Consider the following 22,317-nt stretch of genomic DNA (forward strand, 5'->3'; position numbering starts at 1 on the left):
GGGGCCGATTTTACGTAAATTCCGACCCGAGGAATATATTATTATGGCATCTAAATCCGGCAAAAAGGGTGGGCCACGGTCCTCCCGCAGCGCGACGCGCCCGGCCAGCGAGCAAGAGAAAATTTTCAAAATGCTCGATGAACTGGCCGACAATGACCCCGATCTGGTTGATCGGGCAACGGATGCCGCGCGCGACCCGGATACGGGACGCACCTATCTGCGTGATGTGACCGACAATATCCTGAAGGAATCCAATCCGGCCCTGAGCGCGACACTCAGCGCGGCGTCCGCTTTTATCGACGCCACCCGCGTACCGGTGCGCGAGCCACAGGACCTGCCCCACTTTCATATCATTCTGGCCCACGCCACCGACGACCATCGCGCCGCCAGCCGTATTTTCAATTCGGCCTCCAGCCGCCTGAACGCCATGGTCCAGTTGGCCAAGACACGCGAAAATGCCGATATTGGCCCGGTTTTACAGGCCCTGATCCCGATGGCCGAATACGCCATTAACAAGGCCATACAGAATTACAAAGCACCCCCAGCACTGCATTAAATTAAACGGAGAGTGGATATGCCGACGCACAGCGCTTCAACCGATGATCTTTTTGACAGCCTGCCCAACGCATCCATCCTGCAAAAACTGGACGCCAAATGCCCGGGGGCGAAACTGGCCGTTCTGGACCGCGCCGAAAAAATTCAAAAAGCCCGCCACGCCGCCGAGAGTGACGCGCTGACATCGCCGAAGCTGCCGCTGAAAAAACGTATCACCGATATTTTCAAATCCATCGCCCGCGGCTTTTCCGAAGGCATGTTGATGTATCCTGGTCCGCATTACGGCCCGGAATATTCCGGCCGCGCGACGCAAGACCGGATGGAAGCCTATGAAAGGCTGCGCACCCGCAATGTCATTGAGGCCATTCGTGGCGATATCGCCAACGTGGCCGACGACCTGCGCGCGGCCATTCGGGCCGAAATGGTGAGCCGCAAGGTCACCGTGAAGGATCTGGGCCTGACCCGGGCGGAAGTCGTCGATTTGCACCTGGTTGTGGCCAAACCGGCCCCCAAAAACGGCCCGGAACTGCGTTAAACAACCAATCCACAGCGATCTTTAAAAAAGGCGGGGAAAACCCGCCTTTTTTACACAAAAAATCAAGGAATTCCGGGGGGATCGGGTCTGGTCAGCCCCCCTCTTTGTGCTATATTCCCTTTCTGTAAAGCCTGACATTCAGGTCTTAAGGGAATGAGGGCGGCGCTGCCTGGCGGGCTGCCCTTTGCATTTGCCAACATAAAGTGAGGAAAGAATGAGCAAAATTATCGGTATCGACTTGGGCACCACCAACTCCTGCGTGGCCATTATGGATGGCAAGGACCCCCGGGTTCTGGAGAACGCAGAGGGCACCCGCACCACCCCGTCCATGATCGCCTTCACCAAAGATGGTGAACGTCTGGTCGGCCAGCCGGCGAAACGCCAGGCGGTCACAAACCCGGAAAAAACATTGTACGCGGTCAAGCGCCTGATCGGTCGCCGCTTCGACGATCCGCAAGTACAGAAAATGGCCAAAACCGCCCCGTTCAAAATTGTGAAGGGCGATAACGGCGACGCATGGGTCGAAATTGACGGCGAAACATTCGCCCCGGCCCAGATTTCCGCCATGGTCCTGCAGAAGATGAAGGAAACGGCAGAAAGCTATCTGGGTCACGAAGTGACGCAGGCGGTGATTACCGTTCCGGCCTACTTCAACGACTCGCAACGTCAGGCCACCAAAGACGCCGGTAAAATTGCCGGTCTGGATGTGCTGCGTATTATCAACGAACCGACGGCGGCCGCGCTGGCCTATGGTCTGGACAAGAAAAATTCCGGCGTGATCGCCGTGTATGACCTTGGTGGCGGGACGTTCGATATTTCCATCCTGGAAATCGGTGACGGCGTATTCGAAGTGAAATCCACCAACGGGGATACGTTCCTGGGCGGTGAAGATTTTGATGATCGCATCATCCATTATCTGGCTGATGAATTCAAAAAAGAACAAGGCATCGACCTGCGCAGTGACAAGCTGGCCCTGCAACGTTTGAAAGAAGCGGCAGAGAAGGCAAAGATCGAACTGTCATCCACCACGCAGACGGAAGTGAACTTGCCGTTCATTACCGCCGATGCGTCGGGCCCGAAACACTTGAACGTGAAGATGACCCGCGCCAAGCTGGAAAGCCTGGTCGAAGATCTGGTCAAACGCACGATCGATCCGCTGAAAGCCGCATTGAAAGATGCTGGCCTGAAGGCCTCTGACATCGACGATGTTGTTCTGGTCGGCGGTATGACCCGTATGCCGAAAATCATCGAAACGGTGAAGGACTTCTTCGGCAAGGAACCGCACAAGGGCGTCAACCCGGATGAAGTTGTTGCCGATGGCGCGGCGATTCAGGGCGGTGTTCTGCAGGGCGACGTGAAAGACGTTCTGCTGCTCGACGTGACCCCGCTGTCGCTGGGTATTGAAACGCTGGGCGGCGTGTTCACCCGTTTGATCGACCGGAACACCACCATCCCGACGAAAAAATCCCAGGTCTTCTCCACTGCGGAAGACAACCAAAGCGCCGTGACCATCCGCGTGTTCCAAGGGGAACGCGAAATGGCCGCGGACAACAAATTCCTGGGCCAATTCGATCTGGTTGGGATTCCGTCCGCACCGCGCGGCATCCCGCAAATCGAAGTCACATTTGACATCGACGCCAACGGTATCGTGCACGTAACGGCAAAAGACAAAGCCACAGGCAAGGAACAGAATATCCGTATCCAGGCCAGCGGCGGTTTGTCCGACGCGGACATCGACCAAATGGTGAAAGACGCCGAGGCCAACGCGGAATCCGACAAAAAACGCCGTGGCGTTGTCGAAGCCCGCAACCAGGCCGAAGCCGCTATTCACCAGACGGAAAAAACAATGTCCGAATTGGGCAATGACATTCCGGCGGACGATAAATCCAACGTCGAATCCGCCTTGGCCGACCTCAAAGCCGTGCTGGACACCGAAGACCAATCCCTGCTGGAAGAAAAAACGCAGAGCTTGATCCAGGCCAGCATGAAGCTGGGCGAACTGGCATACCGCCGTGCGCAGGAACAATCAGCCGGCACGCCGGACAATGATGGTGCAGACACCGCCGCGAAAGCGGACGCACCGCAATCGTCCGATGACGACATCGTTGATGCCGACTTCCTGGAGCTGGACGACGAAGACGACAAGAAAGCCAGCAAGTAACACACAATAAGAAACAGCGCAGCGGACTACGGATTATATCCATCCTCTGCGCTGTTCTTTTCTGAACGTCCGAAAAACCTTGTGGTTAGAAAAATAAATGGCCGACAAAGATTTTTACAAAACACTCGGGATCGAACGTGGCGCCAGCGACGATGACATCAAAAAAGCATTCCGCAAACTGGCAATGCAATACCACCCCGACCGGAACAAAGATGATCCGACCGCGGAAGCAAAATTCAAAGAAATCAACGAAGCCTATGACGTTTTAAAAGACCCGCAGAAAAAAGCGGCGTATGACCGCTTTGGTTCGGCCGCATTTGAACAAGGCGGCGGGTTCCGTCCCGGCGCCGGTGCAGGCGGTTTTGACGCCAGTGGCTTTGGCGGCGCGTTCTCCGACATTTTCGAAGATATGTTCGGGGATTTCATGGGCAATGGCGGCGGCGGGCGTGGCCGCGCCGGTGGACCGCAACGCGGGTCCGACGTGCAATACACCATGGAAATTTCCATGGAGGAAGCCTTCGCCGGCAAGGAAGCCACGATCAAGGTTCCGCTGGCCGAAACATGCGATAAATGCAACGGCTCCGGCGCGAAGACGGGCACGGGCACCGAAAATTGCCCCACCTGTTCCGGCCAGGGCCGCGTGCGCATGCAACAGGGTTTCTTCACCATCGAACGCACCTGCCCCACCTGTAACGGCGAAGGCGCGATTATTCGCGACCCATGCGACAAGTGCAGCGGGTCGGGCCGCATGCGCAAGGAAAAAACCCTGCGCATCAAAATTCCGCCCGGAGTCGAAAATGGCCGCCGCATCCGTTTGGGTGGCGAAGGCGAAGCCGGTTTCCGCGGCGGTGTCGCGGGCGATCTTTACGTCCTGCTGGCCATCAAACCGCACCGTTTCTTCAAACGCGAAGGGGCCGATTTGTTTGGCCGCGTGCCAATCCCGATGACCACAGCCGCCCTGGGCGGTGATGTCGAAGTGCCCACGATTGAGGGCAGCCGCACCAAAGTCAAAATCCCCGCCGGAACCCAATCGGGCCAGCAATTGCGCCTGAAAGGCAAAGGCATGTCGATTTTGAAATCGTCATCGCGCGGTGACATGTACATTGATGTCTTTGTGGAAACGCCGGTCAACTTGTCGCGCAAGCAAATGGATTTGCTGAAGGAACTGGATAAATCCATCGGCGGGTCCGAGGCCAGCAAGCACAGCCCCGAAGCTTCCGGGTTCTTTGGCAAGATGAAAGATATCTGGAGCGATCTGACGGAATGACGGATAGTACGCTTGTGCCGCTGGACCGCTATTGCGATTGTTACGGCGCACACGTTATCCGTGGTTTGTTGGAAACCAATGATATTCCATGCTTTGTCTTCGATGGCCTGCACGCCCAAAACGTGTGGTACATGCAGCACATTATGGGCGTGCGGATCATGGTGCGCCAAAGCGATCTGGAAGCGGCAAGAGCCGTGATTGAACACGCGCAACTGACACCACTGGACCTGCCGGAAGGTGAACAGCCGCCGCAAACTGTCGCAGAATCAATGTCTGTATCTGATAAAATTATCGCCGTTATCGGAACCATTGCGGCAGGCGCGCCCTTTATCCCGCGACCGAAAAAGAACAAAAAATAAAGGGGCCCAAACGGCCCCTTTTTCTTTTCTATGGCTTCGGCTTCTTCGCGAAGGTCGAACTGTCCAGCCAGACCACGTTGCCCGTTGGGCGGTCCGCCGGATCGGGCGCGCGTTCGCCCGCCGAAATATTTTCGAATTTTAAAACCGCCATCACCATGCGATGGCCCAGATCCAGCGGCTCAACCGCATGATTCAAATATCCTTGAACGGAATCACCTTGTAGCGGGATTTCATGTTTGGCCATCGCATCAAATGGGACACCGCACGACACGATGATGCCGCCATTATGGGCATCGAATACGATCAGGCCTTTGTCTGCATGGATTTCAATATCCTCGACAATCCCCATAAAGCGTTGGCCGACAGCCATGCCTTCGGCGCTCTTCTTATATGTTTCTTTCAGCTCGCGGATAAAGCGCCATTGATCGTAGCTCATGCCCAACACCCTGTTTTTTATGACTTTGTTCCCTTATGAAACAGGATTTTCGCTGCACCCGTCAAACAAAATCCCCTGTTGCGCCGGAAAACCATTCAATTACAATAGGTTGAACTTTTACCGCACAGGGGCAAAATCACCATGATCAAGGTCGGAATTGCAGGATATCGGGGCCGCATGGGCCAAATGCTGGTCCATGAATTGCAGTCCGGCCAGTGGCCGGGATTGGCCTTTGGTTCGGGCAGTGAATCATCCGACAACCCGAACAGCCTGTTCGCGGAAAACGATCTGGTGATTGATTTCACCACACCGGATGCGACACGCGCCCATATTGAAATTGCAGTGACCCATAAAAAACCGATCATCATCGGCACGACCGGATTGAACGACAATGATATGGCGGTTTTGATATCAGCCGCCACCACCTGCCCGATTTTATATTCCGCGAATATGAGCGTGGGCGTGAATTTGCTGGCCGCCTTGGTGGAACAAGTCGCAACACGGCTGGGCGATACATTCGATATTGAAATCATGGAAACGCATCACCGCAACAAGATGGATTCACCATCCGGTACCGCCCTGATGCTGGGCCGCGCCACGGGCCGCCCGAACGCCCCGATGGATCGCAGCGGGAAACGCAACACCGGCACCGTCGGTTATGCCGTGCAACGCGGTGGTGATGTTGTGGGGGAACATAATGTCAGTTTCTTCGGCCCCGGCGAACGCATTGAACTGGGCCACCGCGCCCATGACCGCAGCCTGTTCGCCAAGGGCGCATTGCGGGCCGCAACGTGGATGAAGGGCCGCCCGGCGGGGTTGTATTCCATGCGGGATGTTTTGGACCTTTAAGCGCCCGTTTCCAGGCCCAAAATCAACTTCTTGCGCGGCGTGCCCCAGCCGTAATTTTCAACGATCCCGGATGACTGGATCACCCGGTGGCACGGAATCAACAATGATACCGGGTTCGCCCCGACCGCAGAGCCCACAGCCCGTGACGCCTTTGGCTTGCCAATCGCATCGGCCACCGCCTTGTAACTGACGCTCGCGCCACAGGGGATTTTCAGCAGCGCCTGCCAGACCTGAAGCTGGAAATTCGTGCCATACAGATGAAGCGTCAAATGCGTATCCGTCCCGCGCCAGATTTCCAAAATTTTACGGGCGGTATCGGACGTTCCACCCTGGTCTTCGACAAGGTCGGCATATTCCCAATCACGGCGCAGGCGCGCCATGGGGATCGCGCGGTCCTCATCCACCACAAACCCCAGCCAGCACAAACCGCGATCCGTCTGCGCGATCAACATATCGCCCATCGGCGTTGGGTGGTAGCCGTAGCGAATAACGAGCCCCTGCCCCTTGCGCTTCACTTCACCCGGCGTGGCCGCAACAATATTGATCATCGCATCGTGCAGGCGGGCATTGCCACTCATCCCGCTGTCATACGCGGCGTCCAATGTTGAATATTGGCGCAACAACAAATCGCGTGCATTATGCGCCGCCATGTATTGCACCATTTTGTGCGGGCTGACCCCGGTCATACGGGTGAATAATTTTTGAAAATGTGTGGCCTCATACCCCGCCCGCGCGGCCAGCGTTTCAAGGTCGGGCTGGTCGCGCCAATGGGCGGCGATGTAATCAATCGATTGCGAAATAATGGCGTATTGATCATTGTTCATGCCATAAAACTAGCTGGAAATCCCCTCGCCTCCAATCCGTTTTTTGGTATAGTGGTCCGCATGAAAAAGGCTGATATTCAACGTTTTTTTGAAATTTTGCACGCCGAAAACCCGGAACCGCAGGGAGAGTTGAATTACACCAACCCCTATACCCTGCTGGTCGCGGTCGCGTTGTCGGCGCAGGCCACAGATATTGGCGTCAACCGCGCGACCGAAAAATTGTTCAAAATCGTCAAAACGCCACAGGACATGTTGAAACTGGGCGAAGATGGGTTGAAGGACCACATCAAAACCATCGGCCTGTTTAACACCAAAGCCAAAAACGTCATCGCCGCCGCCGAAATGCTGGTCCGCGATTATGGCGGGCAGGTTCCCGAAGACCGCGATGAATTGGTGAAATTGCCGGGTGTGGGCCGCAAGACCGCAAACGTCGTCCTCAACATCGCGTTTGGCCACGAAACCATTGCGGTGGATACGCACTTATTCCGCGTGTCCAACCGCACTGGGCTGGCCCCCGGCACCACCCCCGAAGCAGTCGAGAACAAATTAGAAAAAGTGATCCCGCCGGAATTCCGCCGCCATGCGCATCATTGGTTGATCCTGCATGGGCGTTATATTTGCAAGGCGCGCAAGCCATCATGCCCGGTATGCCCCGTGCGTGATGTGTGCGGTTTCAAAGATAAAACGGAATATTGAGCGTTAGATACGGCGCGATTTCAGGATGTCGACCACACAATCATCGGCCTGTACATCACGACGATCGGCAAATGCACCGTCATACAAAGCCGTTTGGCGCGGATTGAATTCATAGTGCGACACCGACGCCGCATCCATATCGACAATCACATGCAACACGCATTCATTGCCGCGGAATTGCAAAACCTGCACCGAACCTTCTTCGCGTTCCAGATCGGCGTATGAAAACGCCGCAACGACCTGCGCCGCATTCATGGTCGATAACAAGGCGGGATCTTTGCGCAACTGCGCCTGAACACCGCGGGCATCCCGCTTGGACACAACCACATCCGACGGCGATACAATGGCGGCCTGGGCCGCCTGTCCCGGGGTGAAATCCGGCATAACCGTGTTGCCGAAAACCACCAGGGCCACGACCAACAACGTTTCCGGCAACACCATAAACCGGCGCCAGCGACGCAACGTCAAACGACGATTCCAACGCAAAGCCACCCGGAAACGGGAATTGAAACAGAACGGGGCGAATGCCCGGCCCATAATGCCGTTCAAACGCCCCGTCCCGAATGTTTCAAAATTGGTAATCATGGTGATCGACGCCCTTTCATTCCATTTTTCATGTTTATGAACGGGCACCGGCCCTCAAAAATTACGCCGAAGCAGCGGTTTTGTCAGCGAACGGCAGTTCTGCGCCGCTGTCACGTTGACCGCCTTGCTTGTTGCTGGAGCGCGCCTGACCCGGCTTGCCTTCGCGTTTTTCGCCTTTGGCGGACAACGGCGTGACTTTACCGTCCAGCGTTGCGCCAGCTTCAACAGCCAGTTCCTTGTATGCGATTGCGCCGGTGATGGAACCGGAAGCACGGATCGTCAGGCGGCCGTTTACGGTCAGGTCGCCTTCGAAGCGGCCAGCAATGGTGGCTTCTTCGATTTCAACAGCACCGTAGAATACGCCGCTCTCAGCGATTTCCAGTACGCGTGCACCTTTCAGCGCCGCTTCGATCGTGCCTTCAACGATCAGAACGTCGCATGCTTCGATTTCACCGGAGATGGTGATGCCTTCGCCGATAACCAGACGACGACCATCAGCAACCACGCCAGCTTTTGCGCCAGGAGCGGCAGCAGCATACGGGTTGGAGGACGCGGCCGGTTGACCGTACGGGGAAGAACCATAGGAGGACTGACCACCCGGGAAACCACCACCCGGAACGCGCGGCGGCTGCATGGCCGGGCGCTGCATACCAGCGGCTTGGCCACCCGGAATATCAATCGGGCGGGCCTGGCCACCGGCCTGGTTGGAAGATGCGCCTTGGTTGTTTTCTGTTTCGTTGCTCATGGTCTGTGCCTGGTCCTTTTGGTTCTGGTGGAAATTCATTTTCGGTTACCCTCTTAAAGTTTCCGACGGTTAAATTCTGTCTTGCCCATTTAAAAACGCGGAAAAGACAATACGGCTTTCACGCAAGAAAGCGCGCTGTTTGTTTTTCACCTGTTTTATTTCGAGAACATAAGGACACTAGCACCCGGTCAATAGGGCGACAAGCCGGAATCAGGGGGTTTCCCCCCGCTTTATTTCGCGTGCTTTTTCAGTGCGTTATAGGGCGTTTCATGGGGAATCAGGCCGTTATTTTCAAGAATCCGTCTCATGGAAATACGCATATATGCGTTCGGCCACGGCGTGGCTGATTCCTTCGACTTTTTCTAAATCAGCGATTCCCGCGCGCGCCACGTCCTGCGCCGAACCAAAATGAAGCAATAAGGCCTTCTTTCGCTTCGCGCCAATACCCGGCACATCATCCAACGGTGATGCACCGATATGTTTTGCACGCCGTGTCCTGTGCGCACCAATCGCAAAGCGGTGCGCCTCGTCTCGCAAACGTTGTAAGTAATGTAGGGTGGCATTGTTCACTGGCAACTGGAACATTTCACGCCCGGGCATAAAGAATTTTTCGCGTCCCGCGTTGCGGTCCGGCCCTTTTGCAATGGATACAACATTTAATTCTTCGGCAAGACCCATATCGGCCAATGTTTCCATCACCGCATTCAATTGCCCCAACCCACCATCGATCAGCAGAAGATCCGGCCAGTCTTCCGACCCCGGGCCGTTGCCCTCTTCCTGCGCCTTGCGGAAACGGCGGCTCATCACTTCCTGCATCATGCCGTAATCATCCGATGCGCTGGCATCGCGAATGTTGAATTTACGGTAAGCGGATTTCATGAACCCGTCCGGCCCCGCCACCACCATCGCGCCGACCATGTCGGTGCCGCTGATATGGCTATTATCATAAATTTCGATGCGGGCCGGGCGTTCGTCCAGACCGAACAATTCCGCCACACCGTCCAGCAATTGCGCATCGCCAGCGCGTTCCAGCAAATGGCGATCCAGCGCATCGCGCGCATTATTGGCAACGAAATCGATCAGGCGGCGGCGTTCGCCGCGCTGTGGTCGTGTAATGGATGTTTTTCGTTCCACATTCGGGCGGGAATTCAGCGCATCCTCAATCACGCCCGCATCGGCGATTTCATGGCTGATGAGAATATGCGGCGGGATTGGTTTGCTTTCATAAAATTGCGCGATAAAGGCGGCCAGAATGGTTTCCGGCTCTTCATCCCGCTCATGCCGCGGGAAATAGGCCCGGTTGCCGAAATTCTGCCCGCCACGGAAGAAAAACACTTGTACGCAACTGCGTCCTTCACGCATGGCCAGGGCAATGGCATCCGCATCGCCGATGCCGTCGAAATTGATATCCTGGCGTGTTTGCAGGCTGGTCAACGCGCGCAGGCGGTCGCGGAATTTTGCCGCTTCCTCATAATCCATCCGGTCGCTGGCGGCTTGCATGGCGCCGGCCATCTGCTCCTGGATCTCCCGGCTTTTTCCGGTTAGATAGGCGCGCGCCTGCTCCACCTGCTTGGCGTAATCTTCGCGCGACACCATGTTTACGCACGGCGCGGTGCAACGCTTGATATGAAATTGCAGGCAAGGCCGCGTGCGTTGCGCAAATACGGAATCCGAACAATTGCGGAGCATAAACGCCCGTTGCAACACCGCAATGGTGCGGTTCACCGCCCCGGCGGAGGCAAAGGGTCCAAAATAATGCCCTTTGCGTGACCGGCTGCCGCGGTGTTTGATCACCTGCGGAAATTCGTGGTCATCCGTAATTAAAATATACGGGAACGATTTATCATCGCGGAGAAGAACGTTGTAACGGGGCTTCAGTTTTTTAATCAGGTTGGATTCCAGCAACAGGGCCTCGGCCTCTGTATGCGTGCGCACCACCATCATTTCCGATGTTTCGGCCACCATGCGTTGGATCCGATGCGACAGACGGGTGACTTGCGTATAATTCGTAACCCGTTTCTTCAGCGATTTGGCCTTGCCGACATACAGCACATCGCCCTTCGCATTCAGCATCCGGTAAACCCCCGGCGCATCCGGCAACGTCTTCACAAACGCCCGAATAACCCCAACCCCGCGCGCAAGGGCGGCGGGGATTGCGGCATCATCAAACTGTTCGGGATCTTCACCGTCTTGGTCCATAGACATAGAGATAAGCCATTGTCGGAACCGGGGCAATCACCTGTAAAACCCCCGGAAAACAGCCAAAAATAATATACGCAACACAAACACAACCCATAGTTGATTATTTTACTTGCATTCTTGCAACTGTTTTTGTAACGCTGTGGCCCTCGCCCGGCTATGGGGGCTGGGCGGGGATAAAGTTCGATACTGAAACAAACAATGGGGGACCACATTATGGGGACAATTATTCTACGCACGGCATCGGGGCACGTGATTTACAAAAGCAACCGCACACACCACCGCGCCGCGATTGAGGATGCCGTGATGGATGGCGTGTCATTGCATCACGCCGACCTGTCCGGTCTTGATTTAAGCCACGGTGATTTTGATGGCGGTGATTTCCGGCACGTCAATTTTGATGGCAGCAACATGACCGGCACCAATTTATCCGAATGCCGCATGACCGGTTCATCGTTCAAAAACGTCGCATTGCATGGGGCCTGTATCATACAATCACACTTGATTGATTGCGATTTCAGTGGTGTTTTATTTGGCGGAACCGACATTTACGGCACCGTTATTCGGGGATGCCGGTTTGACACGCAATCGGCCCTTGAGCTGCATTTTTACGACTGCGACATTTTTGAAAAAAATATCTTTGTGGGAATTGATGGAACATCCTGCCCCATCAACCGCCCACCCGTTACCATTTTGGGTGGCCCGTCCATCATGGCCATCACCACCACACATGTCATCATGGGCAACAAGGCCATGACGATTGCGGATTGGATGCGCACCCACAGCATGATTGAAAAATCACCCAGCCACGGCCTGGCACTGGCGCATTTGCGGCTCATGCGTGGGGCGGACAACGACGCGCTCCCCGCACAAAACACGCCCAGCCAAGCCCCCGGATAATTTTCCTTGACGACCACCCTTATGACAACCTATGAATGGCTTGTGTGTGCATACCATTGCAACCCGATTGCGCAATGGGACCGGTGTGTGGCCGGTTAAAAGGGAGAGAATTTCAATGATTTACCTGCGTTTCGGGCGGTTGTACGCCCTCAGCCTGGATCTGGACCGCCGGTTCGGATTCATGCCTTTGTTCGCAAAAAATACTTGCAATAACGAAACTATTATCGATATACCTTTTGGTCAGGTCGTTTTAACACCGGGCCGGGTTTTATCGCGACCATGGACGCCCTCACCCATCGAAAAGGGAACCGGATCACATCATGGTCAAACAACAGACATTGGAAACGCTCACACGCTGCCGCGCCCTGCTTCAGGTGTGGCAACGGATTGATGCCGAATTTCCACTGCAATACATGCTGTGCCTGATCGAGATTGCCGCGGATGAAGGCCTCTCCCTCTCCGACCTGGCCACCCGCACGCAGATGCCGTTATCAACAGTATCCCGCATCGTCGGTGCTTTATCCGACCACCGCCCAAAAGGAAAATCCTACGGCCTGATCCGCGTGGATATCTCGGCAACGGAACGGCGGAGGAAGGAATTGTCGCTAAGCCCTAAGGGGCGGGCGTTGGTGGGGGAGTTGGGAGAGATCGCCCCCACAATATCTGGATAAAGACCATATCTATCCCACGTTTTTACACGAGACCAATATGACGATTACAAATAACAAAATTAAAATATTGTCCGTTTTCACATTTGCATTGATTACATTCAGCGTAGAAAACTATGCGTATGCTGGCATCTATAAAATTGGGATACACCAACCAGACAATCACAATTTTATTGTTACTTTTGAATGCCCCGATGATGGAACCATCTGTCAATCCAGCGCCTTACTCAAAGACAAACCCATCAATATAGAAACGACGTTTTCAAAACACGAGGCTGAATTTGTCTTTCGAATGGCGGACACGCTCTTATTCTCTCAACAAAACAAGCCAAGCTACACAACTATTATATATCCTGACAGCGCAACGCCTAAGACTGAAACAATCTACCTCTACATCCCCCACCCTGCGGCAGAAGAAACACCTGCGGAAAAGTCCGTTTTCCGCAAACCACAGCGCCATGTGGCCACATTGAACATTTTCATTGAAAAAGAATAGCTGTCGCCGCATGCAAGGGACGCGCTAAACAGAAAATCACCTCAAATTGGTGGCCCCGGCCGGAATCGAACCGGCACGCCCTTACGAGCGAGCGATTTTAAGTCGCTTGCGTCTACCAGTTCCGCCACGGGGCCAGCCGGGTGATATGGGCGGTAGAAAGCCGGGGCAGATTAGCGGGAAATCGGGACGGTGGAAAGACTGAATTCCGGTATTTCCCGGCTTTATGGGGGTTCATTTTCCCCTTTTCCCACAGTGGCACCGTGTTAAAATCGCCCCCATGGACACGCACCCATCCCCAATTAAGACCATCAAAACCACCTGTTGTATCGCTGGCGGCGGTCCGGCTGGCATGATGGCGGGGTTGTTGCTGGCCCGGGACGGGGTCGATGTTGTGGTGTTGGAAAAACACGCTGATTTCCTCCGCGATTTTCGGGGGGACACTATTCATCCGTCCACCATGGAACTGATGGCCGAACTTGGCGTGCTAAACCGGTTTTTGTCCCGCCCGCATCAAAAAATCCACCGCCTGAATGGCTTTTTTGGCACACAGGAAATCACCATCGCGGATTTTTCGCGCCTGCCCGTGCATTGCCCATACATTGCCATGATGCCGCAATGGGATTTTCTGGATTTCCTGGTGGATGAAGGAGCGCAATACCCACATTTCCGCATCATGATGAAGACCAAAGCCGCGGGCTTGATCGAAAGCGATCATCGCATCAGTGGCGTTTATGCGGAAACCGAAGACGGTATAATCGCCATTGAATCCGACCTGGTGATCGGGGCCGATGGACGTCGTTCGACATTGCGGACACAGGCCAGTTTTCAGGCCGTTGATCAGGGCGCACCCATTGATGTGTTATGGATGAAAATTTCGCGCAAACCCACCGACCCCGACCAGGCATCGGGCCGGTTTGATCGTGGGCGCGGATTTATCATGCTGTACCGCGAAGAATATTGGCAATGCGCCTGGATCATCCCCAAGGGTGCTTATGAATCCATTCGCGCCCAAGGGATGGAGGCGTTTCATCAATCCCTTTTGAGTGTGGCCCCGTTCCTACACGACCGGATGGATGAATTGCGCGACTGGGGCGATATCAGCCTGTTGACCATCACGGTGGACCGGCTGGAACAATGGTTTAAACCGGGATTGTTATTTATTGGCGACGCCGCGCATGCCATGTCACCCATTGGCGGCGTTGGTATCAACCTGGCCATTCAGGATGCCGTGGCCGCCGCGCGTATTTTGGCGACACCTTTGAAAAACGGCACCTGCACAATTGCGGATTTACAAAAGGTGCAAGACCGCCGCATGTGGCCGACACGGATGACGCAGAATGTTCAGTTATTTATGCAGAACCGCATCTTTGGCCCGTTGGTAACGCGGAAGGACAATTCCGATTTTCCGGTCGCCATGCGCATGATTCTCCGCCTGCCGTTCCTGCGTCTTGTCACCGCGCGGATTATCGGCATGGGGTTCCGCCCCGAACATATTCAGGATTAAAAATCAGACAACGTCCAAATTCCGCCCATGCGACCCGACGCTGAGGGCGCGGGGTTCGTCGCCGTGGGCGCGGATCATGGCGATGATGTCCTGGGTCACGGTGTCCAGACTATCGCTGTTGGTGGCGCGCATGACGAGGGACAGGCCCAGAACGCCGCCGCGATAATGCGGGTATGACCCGATATCAACATCCGGGTATTTGTTTTGCAGGGCGGTGAGTTCCTCGGCCACTTTGCTTTCGGGCAGGGAACACGTAACCGTGTTGGAGAGCAGCGGTTTGCCCGCCTGAATTTGATCTAAAACGTGGTCCATCATCGCCTGCATGATGCGGGGAACGCCCGCCATCACATGCACGTTTTTGGTGATGAAGCCCGGCGCGCCGGACACGGGGTTGGGGATCAGGGTGGATCCCTTTGGCACCATGCTCATCTTCGCGCGCGGCGGGGTGAGGTTTTCGAGGCCGTAATATTCCTCCAACACCGCGAACGCTTCGTCATCGCGTTCCAGCGGCAGGCCGAACGCCTTGGCCACGCTTTCGGCGGTGATGTCGTCATGCGTCGGGCCAATGCCGCCGGTGGTGAAGACGTAATCGTAATCCGCGCTCAGTTGCTGGACCGTGTTGATGATTTTAGCCTCAATATCCGGGATGACCCGCACCTCGGCCAACAGGATGCCGCGCTCGGTCAGCCGTTCGGCAATCCAGGGGGTATTGGCGTCCGTTGTCCGCCCGGACAGGATTTCATTGCCGATAATCACCAGAGCGGCTTTGTACAAATCGGGGTTTTCGTATTGCGGCATGGGTCAAAACTCGTAAAAAAGGCCGGAAAACGGCGGATTTCCCTTTGAAAGATTGTACTTGAAAGCCAATTATAGCATATTGGCCCCGGTTGCGGGCCAAAACACAACCCGCACGCGTAAACAGACAATAATTTATGGATGAATAATGGGCAAGAGCGCCGCACAATATTCCCCCGACGGGATCGAACTGCATGGACCGGATGCCTTTGAGGGCATGCGCAAGGCCGGGAAACTGGCCGCCGACGTGCTGGACATGATTACCCCCCATTGCGTTCCGGGCGTGACGACCGAGGAACTGGACCGGCTGTGCCATGAATACATCATCGCCCACGGTGCCATCCCTGCCCCGTTGAATTACAAGGGCTTCCCCAAATCCATCTGCACATCCATCAACCATGTTGTGTGCCATGGTATTCCGGGGCCGAAAAAATTGATGGAAGGCGATATCGTCAATATCGACACCACCGTCATTCTGGACGGGTGGTATGGTGACACCAGCCGCATGTACATGATCGGCAAAAAATTGTCGGTGAAGGCCAAGCGTCTGGTCGATGTGACATACGACGCCATGATGGCCGGGATCGAAGCGGTGAAGCCGGGTGCGACGCTGGGCGATATTGGCTACGCCATCCAGACCGTAGCCGAAAACGCACGCTTTTCCGTGGTGCAGGATTTCTGCGGTCACGGGCTGGGCCGCGTGTTCCACACCGCGCCATCCGTTTTGCATTATGGCCGCCCGAAAACCGGCGCTATTTTGGAACCCGGCATGATTTTCACCATCGAGCCGATGATCAACGCCGGCGGGTGGGAAACATTGGTGATGAATGACGGTTGGACCGCCATTACCAAGGACCGGTCATTGTCGGCCCAATTCGAACATTCATTGGCCGTGACCGAAACCGGGTTTGAAATTTTCACCCTGTCATCCAAGGGATACACAAAGCCCCCCTATGTCTGAGCCCGCAGCCAAAGACGCGCCGGAAAAAGACACGCCCCATTACCACGGGCATCGCGACCGTTTACGCGAACGGTTTGTGAATGGCGGGGCGGATTCGCTGGCTGATTATGAGTTGATGGAATTGCTGTTGTTCATGGCCATTCCGCGCCGGGACGTTAAACCGCTGGCCAAGGATTTGATCAAGCAATTTGGCGGCCTGTCCGGCGTATTGAACGCCCCGTTGCATGAATTGCAGGCCGTGGACGGTTTGTCGGAAACATCCGCCATCATGATCAAATCCATCGCCGCCGCCGGGCATCGCATGTTGAAACAGGACATGATGAACAAGCCGGTTTTAAATTCATGGTCCCGCCTGATGGATTATCTGGCCGCCAGCATGGCGCATGAACGGAAAGAGCATTTCCGCATTCTGTTCCTGAACCGGAAAAACGAATTGATCGCGGATGAAATTCAGCAAAGCGGCACGGTGGATCACACCCCCGCCTACCCCCGCGAAATCATGAAACGCGCGTTGGAAGTTGGGGCGACGGCCATCATTCTGGTCCACAACCACCCGAGCGGCGATTCCCGCCCATCCGCCGCCGACATTGAAATGACCGATACCATCGTGGCCGCCGGAAAACCGTTTAACATTGTTATTCACGACCACATTATCGTCGCCAAAGGCGGCCATACCAGCTTTAAAAATTTGGGACTGCTTGAATCATGATACCACGCTACACCCGCCCCGCCATGGCCGCCATTTGGGACCAGGACAATCGGTTCCGCATCATGATGGAAATTGAAATTCTGGCCGCGGAAAAGATGGCCAATCTGGGTACCATTCCGGCTGATGTTCCGGCCGCCTTGCGCGAACGGGCAAAGTTCGACGTGGCGCGTATTGCCGAAATTGAAAAAGAAACCAAACACGACGTTATCGCGTTCCTGACCAACATCGCCGAACATGTTGGTGATGAAGCCCGGTTCATGCACCAGGGCATGACATCATCCGATGTTCTGGACACGGCCTTGTCGGTGCAGATGACACAATCGGCGGACCTGCTGATTGCCGGGTTGGATGCCGTGCTGGCGGCCCTGAAAAAACGCAGCATCGAACACAAAGACACGCTGTGCGTCGGGCGCAGCCACGGCATTCATGCCGAACCGACCACGTTCGGCATTCGTCTGGCCGGGCATTACACCGCCTTTGCCCGCGCAAAGGACCGATTGATCGCGGCCCGCAATGATGTTGCCACCTGTGCCATTTCCGGCGCGGTCGGCACGTTTGCCACTGTGGATCCGGCGGTGGAGGAATACGTCGCCGACAAGCTGGGCCTGCGCCCCGAACCGGTATCGACGCAAATCATTCCGCGCGACCGCCATGCCATGTTCCTGGCCACGCTGGGCGTGATTGCATCATCCATCGAAAATATCGCCACGGAAATTCGCCACCTGCAACGCACCGAAGTGCGCGAGGTTGAGGAATTTTTCTCCACCGGGCAAAAAGGCTCCTCCGCCATGCCGCACAAACGCAACCCGGTTTTGTCCGAAAACCTGACCGGGCTGGCCCGCGTCGTGCGGGCATCCGTTGTGCCCGCGATGGAAAATGTCACGTTGTGGCATGAACGCGACATCTCGCACTCATCTGTCGAACGGATCGTATTGCCCGATGCGTGCATGGCATTGGATTTCGCCCTGCACCGCTTGGGCGGGCTGGTTGAAAACCTGCTGATCTATCCGGACCGGATGATGGACAATTTGAACCGCTTGGGCGGTCTTGTCTTCTCGCAACGCGTGTTGCTGGCGATGACACAAAAAGGGATCAGCCGCGAAGATTCCTACCGTGATGTACAATCCTGCGCCATGAAGGTCTGGGCCAGCAACGGCACGCTGACCTTGCGCGCCGCCCTGGAAGAAACGCCAGACGTAGCCCTGCATTTCACCGCCGAGGAACTGGACGCCTTGTTCGACTTCGCGCCCTATATCGCGCGGCGGGATGCCATCTTCGCCCGCGTTTTCCCAAAGGCCTGAGACGACCTAATTCATTAACATTATGAAAAACAACACCTTTTCAGGGTCTTGTTGAGAATGTTTTGCATTTAGCCTATGATCACCATCAGATTCGGACTAAACCGAACAGCTTTATTCAGGGATGGGTTTCAATCATGTGGGTTTGCCTGTGCAATTCATTTAATGACAAGGCCGTCAAAGACGCCATTCAATCCTATGCGCCGGATCGCATGATTGAACGTAAAGATATCAAAGCGTTGTACGAGATTTGTTCCAACGGCGAAAAGCCGAATTGCGGCAAATGTCTGCGCACCCAGTTTATGGACATCGTCAACGACCACAACAAGGCCATTGCGCAAAAACTGGGCGTTGGCGTTCAGATTATAACCCCCGCCGCCAATGACAGCACCGCGCCAAAACCCGGTGCAGGCGGATGCGGCAACTGCCAGTGCAATAAGGGCGGCCCCCGCTGCATTCCGGGCTAGTATCTAAGCAAAGCCTAATAAATACGGCGCTTTATTTTCCTGTGGTTTATTTTGCTCCTGCGCAATCCGGTCTTGATCCGGCATACGCGCCTGTGGCATTTCTGACCCCCTTGCACATTTCATCCTTTGTATGGAGAGGACTGAAGAGAATGTTGAAACGTTTCACCCAGCTGATCGGGAGTATCGCGATTATGACCGTAGCATCCACCGCCGGCGCCATGGCGCAGGACGCAGAAAACACGCTGTATCTCGACCTGAAAGATGGCCGCGTGACCATTAAAATGTTCCCCACTGACGCGCCGAAACATGTTGAGCGCATCAAGAAACTGACCCGCGAAGGGTTTTATGACGGGATCGTCTTCCACCGCGTGATCGACGGTTTCATGGCCCAGACGGGCGACCCGACCGGTACCGGCACGGGTGGTTCGGATGAACCGGATCTGCCGGCCGAATTCAACAGCCGCAGCTTCAACCGTGGTGCGATCGGCATGGCCCGCACCAACGACCCGAACAGCGCAAACTCCCAATTCTTCATCTGCTTTGATGATTGCACGTTCCTGAACGGTCAATACACCGTTTGGGGCCAGGTCACCAGCGGCATGGAATTCGTGGACAAAATTAAACGCGGCGAACCGCCGTCAAACCCGGACAAAATTGTAAAGATGCAGGTCGCGGCGGATGTGGACGCCTCTGCCGATAAACCTGCTGCCTCTGGTACCGCGGCTGAATAAGCCACGGACGACCAGGCTGCCGAACAATGTCTCGCCGGCAGTGAACACGGATAAGTGTTAAGGCTCTCCTGCGTACCAGACCCCGCCCTTTCCCGGCGGGGTCTTTTTTATTATCATGCCTCGACAATAACCCTTCAGCCGAGCCCCGAATCGGGTTCAGAAAGTATCCAACCATGGCGGCACAAAATAACTGGTGGCGCGGTGCGGTGATTTATCAAATTTACCCACGTTCTTATAAAGACAGCAACGGCGATGGGATTGGCGATCTGCCCGGCATTATTGAGAAGCTGGATTACGTTGCGTCACTGGGCGTTGATGCCATCTGGCTATCCCCCTTCTTTAAATCCCCGATGAAGGATTACGGATACGACGTATCCGATTACTGCGATGTTGATCCGATGTTCGGTACGCTGGATGATTGCGACCGATTGATCAAACGTGCCCACGAACTGGGCATAAAAATTATTCTGGACCTGGTGGCCAGTCACACATCCAACCAGCACCCCTGGTTTTTGGAAAGCCGCGAAGATCGCACCAATGACAAATCCGACTGGTATGTCTGGGCCGACCCGAAGCCGGATGGGTCGCCACCAAACAATTGGCAAGCGTTCTTCGGTGGCCCGTCATGGTCGTACAATGTGCGCCGCGGCCAATATTACATGCACAATTTCCTGCACGAACAACCGGATTTAAATATGCACAATCCGGCCGTTCAGGACGCGATTTTGGCGCAGTTTAAATTCTGGCTGGATAGCGGCGTGGATGGGTTCCGTCTGGATGTCGCCAATTGTTATATGCATGATCCGGAATTGCGCGATAACCCGCCCGTTGCCGACCCAAAACCGCAATTCTTCAACGTCGATTTCCCGACACCGTTTACGATGCAGGATCATATTTATGATTTTTCGCGCCCGGAAAACATCGCCTTTGTTAAACGCATCCGCGCTTTGCTCGACCAATACGACAACCGCATGAGCGTCGCCGAAATTGCGTTCAACAAAGATGGTTTGGGTGCCGGGGCCGATTACACGCGCGGCAATGACCGTTTCCATACAGCGTATAATTTCTCGCTGATCAGTGGCGATCGCGCCAGCGCATCCTATATCCGCAACGCACTCGAGGCGTATGAAGCCAGCGATGGCGGATGGCCATCATGGGCGTTTTCAAATCACGACGTGGTGCGTGTTGCCACACGTTGGGGAAATGAAAAAAATTCTGGCAATCCGGCCTTCATCAAAATGCTGATCGCCCTGCTCACCAGCTTGCGCGGCACTGTATTTTTGTATCAAGGCGAAGAATTGGGCTTGCCGGAAGCGACGGTGCCTTTTGAAAAATTGAAAGATCCGTGGGGTATTTATTTGTACCCGAAATGGCAGGGCCGCGACGGGTGCCGCACCCCCATCCCCTGGACGGATGACGCACAGGCCGGGTTTACCGCGGCGGCCGACACATGGTTACCCATCGCCGATGAACAAAAACCGTTAAACGTCGCGGCGCAGGAGAAAGACCCGGCATCCCCCCTGCACTTCACGCGCACATTCCTGCGCTGGCGGAAAAATCATCCGGCGCTGGTGACCGGAACAATTGCGTTTCACGATACCCATCGTGATGATGTTCTGGCCTTTACGCGGACGGATGGTGACCGCAGCGTCCTCTGCCTGTTCAACATGGGTGGGGACACCGTTGACCTGAAGATCAGCGGACAGGACATCACATTGCGCGCATTTGAAGCTCAGTTTTCCGTCGACGGATCGGTCGCATTTTCATCCAAGCCCTGAGGCGCGTAATAACGCTGATCCTCCTGCGGGCTTGATGGTTGTTGCGGCTCCTCGGTTTGAGCCTGTGCAACAGGGGCTTGTTGCGGTTGCGCTTGCGGTGCGGCGGGCATGGCGGAGCGTTCTTCCGCCGTCAACGCCATGGATTTGACCATCGGGATAAAGCCGCGAATGATCTTTTCCATCTTGTCGACATTGTTCAGCGGGTCGGCTGTTTCGATCCGCAACACGCATTCCCGCTGATCAAAAATATAAAGGGCCGCCAGCACTTTCATACGGAAGATTTTTTTCAAAATATCACAGCGCAAGGGCGTTAAAAAACGCTGCATCAGATCAACATTATCGCTGCGCACACGCCACCCGGCATCCCACTCGGCAATCCCCTCGGGCACGACCACATCATCCAGACGCAACGCACCGATCATGTCCGCCATGGACGCGGTGCAAATTGCGCCGGACATGGGCATGGCACTGGACATCACCAATTCAATCGCGGTCACAAAACGCTCACCACGGGCATCGTTCGACGCGCGCCGTTCGGTAAACATGTTGAGACGCAAACCATCCACCGTCCCCGTCACATCGGGCGAGGCCAGCAGGCGTCCGCCGTTGCTATATTGCAACCCCAGTTTTGTGGCAAAAGCCTTCCACGCCCGTTTCTGCCCCATCAAAATCCGTGTGGACCAGAAAAACGCGCCCAAAACAAAGGCAGACAGCAAAAGCCAGAGCATAAACCAGATCATTCGGGGGCAACCTTCATTCGGCTTGGAAACATTATGGCCAGTTTACCGCGTCCCCCTGA

At 55.2% G+C, this 22,317-nt stretch carries 24 protein-coding genes and 1 tRNA gene; 17 read left to right on the forward strand and 8 right to left on the reverse strand.

The genetic code is table 11. From position 1 onward, the window contains the following. Positions 1-43 precede the first annotated feature (43 nt). The 5 genes from A11S_RS08055 (at position 44) to A11S_RS08075 (ending at position 4,877) form a co-directional block, all read left to right on the forward strand. On the forward strand, positions 44-556 hold the full coding sequence (locus tag A11S_RS08055) for a hypothetical protein (RefSeq protein WP_015468014.1): 513 nt from the start codon (positions 44-46) through the stop codon (positions 554-556). An 18-nt stretch (positions 557-574) separates the two neighbouring features. Further along, a complete protein-coding gene (locus tag A11S_RS08060) occupies positions 575-1,090 on the forward strand; it encodes a hypothetical protein (RefSeq protein WP_015468015.1) in 516 nt (171 codons plus the stop codon). A gap of 214 nt (positions 1,091-1,304) precedes the next feature. Further along, positions 1,305-3,251, forward strand: a complete 1,947-nt coding sequence (gene dnaK, locus A11S_RS08065) for a molecular chaperone DnaK (protein WP_015468016.1) — start codon at positions 1,305-1,307, stop codon at positions 3,249-3,251. Positions 3,252-3,348: 97 nt separating this feature from the next. Then, positions 3,349-4,518 carry a molecular chaperone DnaJ gene (gene dnaJ / locus A11S_RS08070; RefSeq protein ID WP_015468017.1) on the forward strand — a complete coding sequence of 390 codons (1,170 nt, stop codon included), beginning with the start codon at positions 3,349-3,351 and terminating at the stop codon, positions 4,516-4,518. Then, positions 4,515-4,877, forward strand: coding sequence for a putative signal transducing protein (locus tag A11S_RS08075; protein ID WP_041802607.1), 363 nt, complete (start codon positions 4,515-4,517; stop codon positions 4,875-4,877). The genes dnaJ and A11S_RS08075 overlap by 4 nt, the downstream gene beginning before the upstream one ends. A gap of 28 nt (positions 4,878-4,905) precedes the next feature. Here A11S_RS08075 and A11S_RS08080 read toward each other — a convergent pair whose 3' ends face one another. Beyond that, on the reverse strand, positions 4,906-5,313 hold the full coding sequence (locus A11S_RS08080) for a hypothetical protein (RefSeq protein ID WP_015468019.1): 408 nt from the start codon (positions 5,311-5,313) through the stop codon (positions 4,906-4,908). A gap of 141 nt (positions 5,314-5,454) precedes the next feature. Here A11S_RS08080 and dapB point away from each other — a divergent pair, with 141 nt between their 5' ends. After that, positions 5,455-6,162, forward strand: coding sequence for a 4-hydroxy-tetrahydrodipicolinate reductase (gene dapB, locus A11S_RS08085; protein ID WP_015468020.1), 708 nt, complete (start codon positions 5,455-5,457; stop codon positions 6,160-6,162). On the opposite strand, the gene A11S_RS08090 is transcribed toward dapB, so the two are convergent. After that, on the reverse strand, positions 6,159-6,986 hold the full coding sequence (locus A11S_RS08090) for a methylated-DNA--[protein]-cysteine S-methyltransferase (protein ID WP_015468021.1): 828 nt from the start codon (positions 6,984-6,986) through the stop codon (positions 6,159-6,161). The two genes, dapB and A11S_RS08090, sit on opposite strands and share 4 nt — an antisense overlap. A 60-nt stretch (positions 6,987-7,046) precedes the next feature. Between A11S_RS08090 and nth the strand changes: the two genes are divergently transcribed. Further along, entirely contained in the window at positions 7,047-7,682 is a 636-nt protein-coding gene (gene nth, locus A11S_RS08095; protein WP_015468022.1) for an endonuclease III, read from the forward strand. A gap of 3 nt (positions 7,683-7,685) precedes the next feature. On the opposite strand, the gene A11S_RS08100 is transcribed toward nth, so the two are convergent. From A11S_RS08100 to uvrC, 3 genes are all read right to left on the reverse strand, one after another. Beyond that, positions 7,686-8,267, reverse strand: a complete 582-nt coding sequence (locus tag A11S_RS08100) for a hypothetical protein (protein ID WP_015468023.1) — start codon at positions 8,265-8,267, stop codon at positions 7,686-7,688. 61 nt (positions 8,268-8,328) lie between these two features. Then, on the reverse strand, positions 8,329-9,012 hold the full coding sequence (locus tag A11S_RS08105; protein WP_235067639.1) for a bactofilin family protein: 684 nt from the start codon (positions 9,010-9,012) through the stop codon (positions 8,329-8,331). Between the two features lie 291 nt (positions 9,013-9,303). Further along, positions 9,304-11,217: an excinuclease ABC subunit UvrC gene (gene uvrC, locus A11S_RS08110; protein WP_015468025.1), complete on the reverse strand. Its 1,914-nt coding sequence runs from the start codon at positions 11,215-11,217 to the stop codon at positions 9,304-9,306. A 210-nt stretch (positions 11,218-11,427) separates the two neighbouring features. Between uvrC and A11S_RS08115 the strand changes: the two genes are divergently transcribed. The 3 genes from A11S_RS08115 (at position 11,428) to A11S_RS08125 (ending at position 13,275) form a co-directional block, all read left to right on the forward strand. Next, positions 11,428-12,111 carry a pentapeptide repeat-containing protein gene (locus A11S_RS08115; protein WP_015468026.1) on the forward strand — a complete coding sequence of 228 codons (684 nt, stop codon included), beginning with the start codon at positions 11,428-11,430 and terminating at the stop codon, positions 12,109-12,111. Positions 12,112-12,431: 320 nt separating this feature from the next. After that, positions 12,432-12,782, forward strand: a complete 351-nt coding sequence (locus tag A11S_RS08120; protein ID WP_015468027.1) for a MarR family winged helix-turn-helix transcriptional regulator — start codon at positions 12,432-12,434, stop codon at positions 12,780-12,782. Between the two features lie 37 nt (positions 12,783-12,819). Further along, positions 12,820-13,275, forward strand: coding sequence for a hypothetical protein (locus A11S_RS08125; RefSeq protein ID WP_015468028.1), 456 nt, complete (start codon positions 12,820-12,822; stop codon positions 13,273-13,275). 47 nt (positions 13,276-13,322) lie between these two features. Here A11S_RS08125 and A11S_RS08130 read toward each other — a convergent pair. After that, positions 13,323-13,409: transfer RNA gene (locus A11S_RS08130), tRNA-Leu, on the reverse strand. A 143-nt stretch (positions 13,410-13,552) separates the two neighbouring features. Here A11S_RS08130 and A11S_RS08135 point away from each other — a divergent pair. After that, a complete protein-coding gene (locus tag A11S_RS08135; protein WP_041803112.1) occupies positions 13,553-14,779 on the forward strand; it encodes an FAD-dependent oxidoreductase in 1,227 nt (408 codons plus the stop codon). Positions 14,780-14,782: 3 nt separating this feature from the next. Here A11S_RS08135 and A11S_RS08140 read toward each other — a convergent pair whose 3' ends face one another. After that, complete coding sequence (locus A11S_RS08140) at positions 14,783-15,577, reverse strand: competence/damage-inducible protein A (protein WP_015468030.1); 795 nt, start codon at positions 15,575-15,577, stop codon at positions 14,783-14,785. Between the two features lie 145 nt (positions 15,578-15,722). On the opposite strand from A11S_RS08140, the gene map reads away from it, so the two are divergent. The 6 genes from map to A11S_RS08170 all read left to right on the forward strand — a co-directional run bounded on the left by map (position 15,723) and on the right by A11S_RS08170 (position 21,518). After that, on the forward strand, positions 15,723-16,535 hold the full coding sequence (gene map, locus A11S_RS08145; protein ID WP_015468031.1) for a type I methionyl aminopeptidase: 813 nt from the start codon (positions 15,723-15,725) through the stop codon (positions 16,533-16,535). Next, the gene (gene radC / locus A11S_RS08150; protein ID WP_015468032.1) at positions 16,528-17,244 is read left to right on the forward strand and encodes a RadC family protein; all 717 of its coding nucleotides are present in this window, start codon (positions 16,528-16,530) and stop codon (positions 17,242-17,244) included. The genes map and radC overlap by 8 nt, the downstream gene beginning before the upstream one ends. Beyond that, positions 17,241-18,545 carry an adenylosuccinate lyase gene (gene purB, locus A11S_RS08155; RefSeq protein ID WP_015468033.1) on the forward strand — a complete coding sequence of 435 codons (1,305 nt, stop codon included), beginning with the start codon at positions 17,241-17,243 and terminating at the stop codon, positions 18,543-18,545. Before radC ends, purB begins: the two co-directional genes overlap by 4 nt. Before the next feature lie 134 nt (positions 18,546-18,679). Next, positions 18,680-19,009: a hypothetical protein gene (locus A11S_RS08160; RefSeq protein ID WP_015468034.1), complete on the forward strand. Its 330-nt coding sequence runs from the start codon at positions 18,680-18,682 to the stop codon at positions 19,007-19,009. A 191-nt stretch (positions 19,010-19,200) separates the two neighbouring features. Next, positions 19,201-19,740, forward strand: coding sequence for a peptidylprolyl isomerase (locus tag A11S_RS08165; RefSeq protein ID WP_200860120.1), 540 nt, complete (start codon positions 19,201-19,203; stop codon positions 19,738-19,740). Between the two features lie 173 nt (positions 19,741-19,913). After that, positions 19,914-21,518 carry an alpha-glucosidase gene (locus A11S_RS08170; protein ID WP_015468036.1) on the forward strand — a complete coding sequence of 535 codons (1,605 nt, stop codon included), beginning with the start codon at positions 19,914-19,916 and terminating at the stop codon, positions 21,516-21,518. Here A11S_RS08170 and A11S_RS08175 read toward each other — a convergent pair. Continuing rightward, positions 21,473-22,258: a hypothetical protein gene (locus A11S_RS08175; RefSeq protein WP_015468037.1), complete on the reverse strand. Its 786-nt coding sequence runs from the start codon at positions 22,256-22,258 to the stop codon at positions 21,473-21,475. The two genes, A11S_RS08170 and A11S_RS08175, sit on opposite strands and share 46 nt — an antisense overlap. Positions 22,259-22,317 lie beyond the last annotated feature (59 nt).

It is taken from the genome of Micavibrio aeruginosavorus EPB (assembly GCF_000348745.1).
Classification (GTDB): Bacteria; Pseudomonadota; Alphaproteobacteria; order Micavibrionales; family Micavibrionaceae; genus Micavibrio; species Micavibrio aeruginosavorus_A.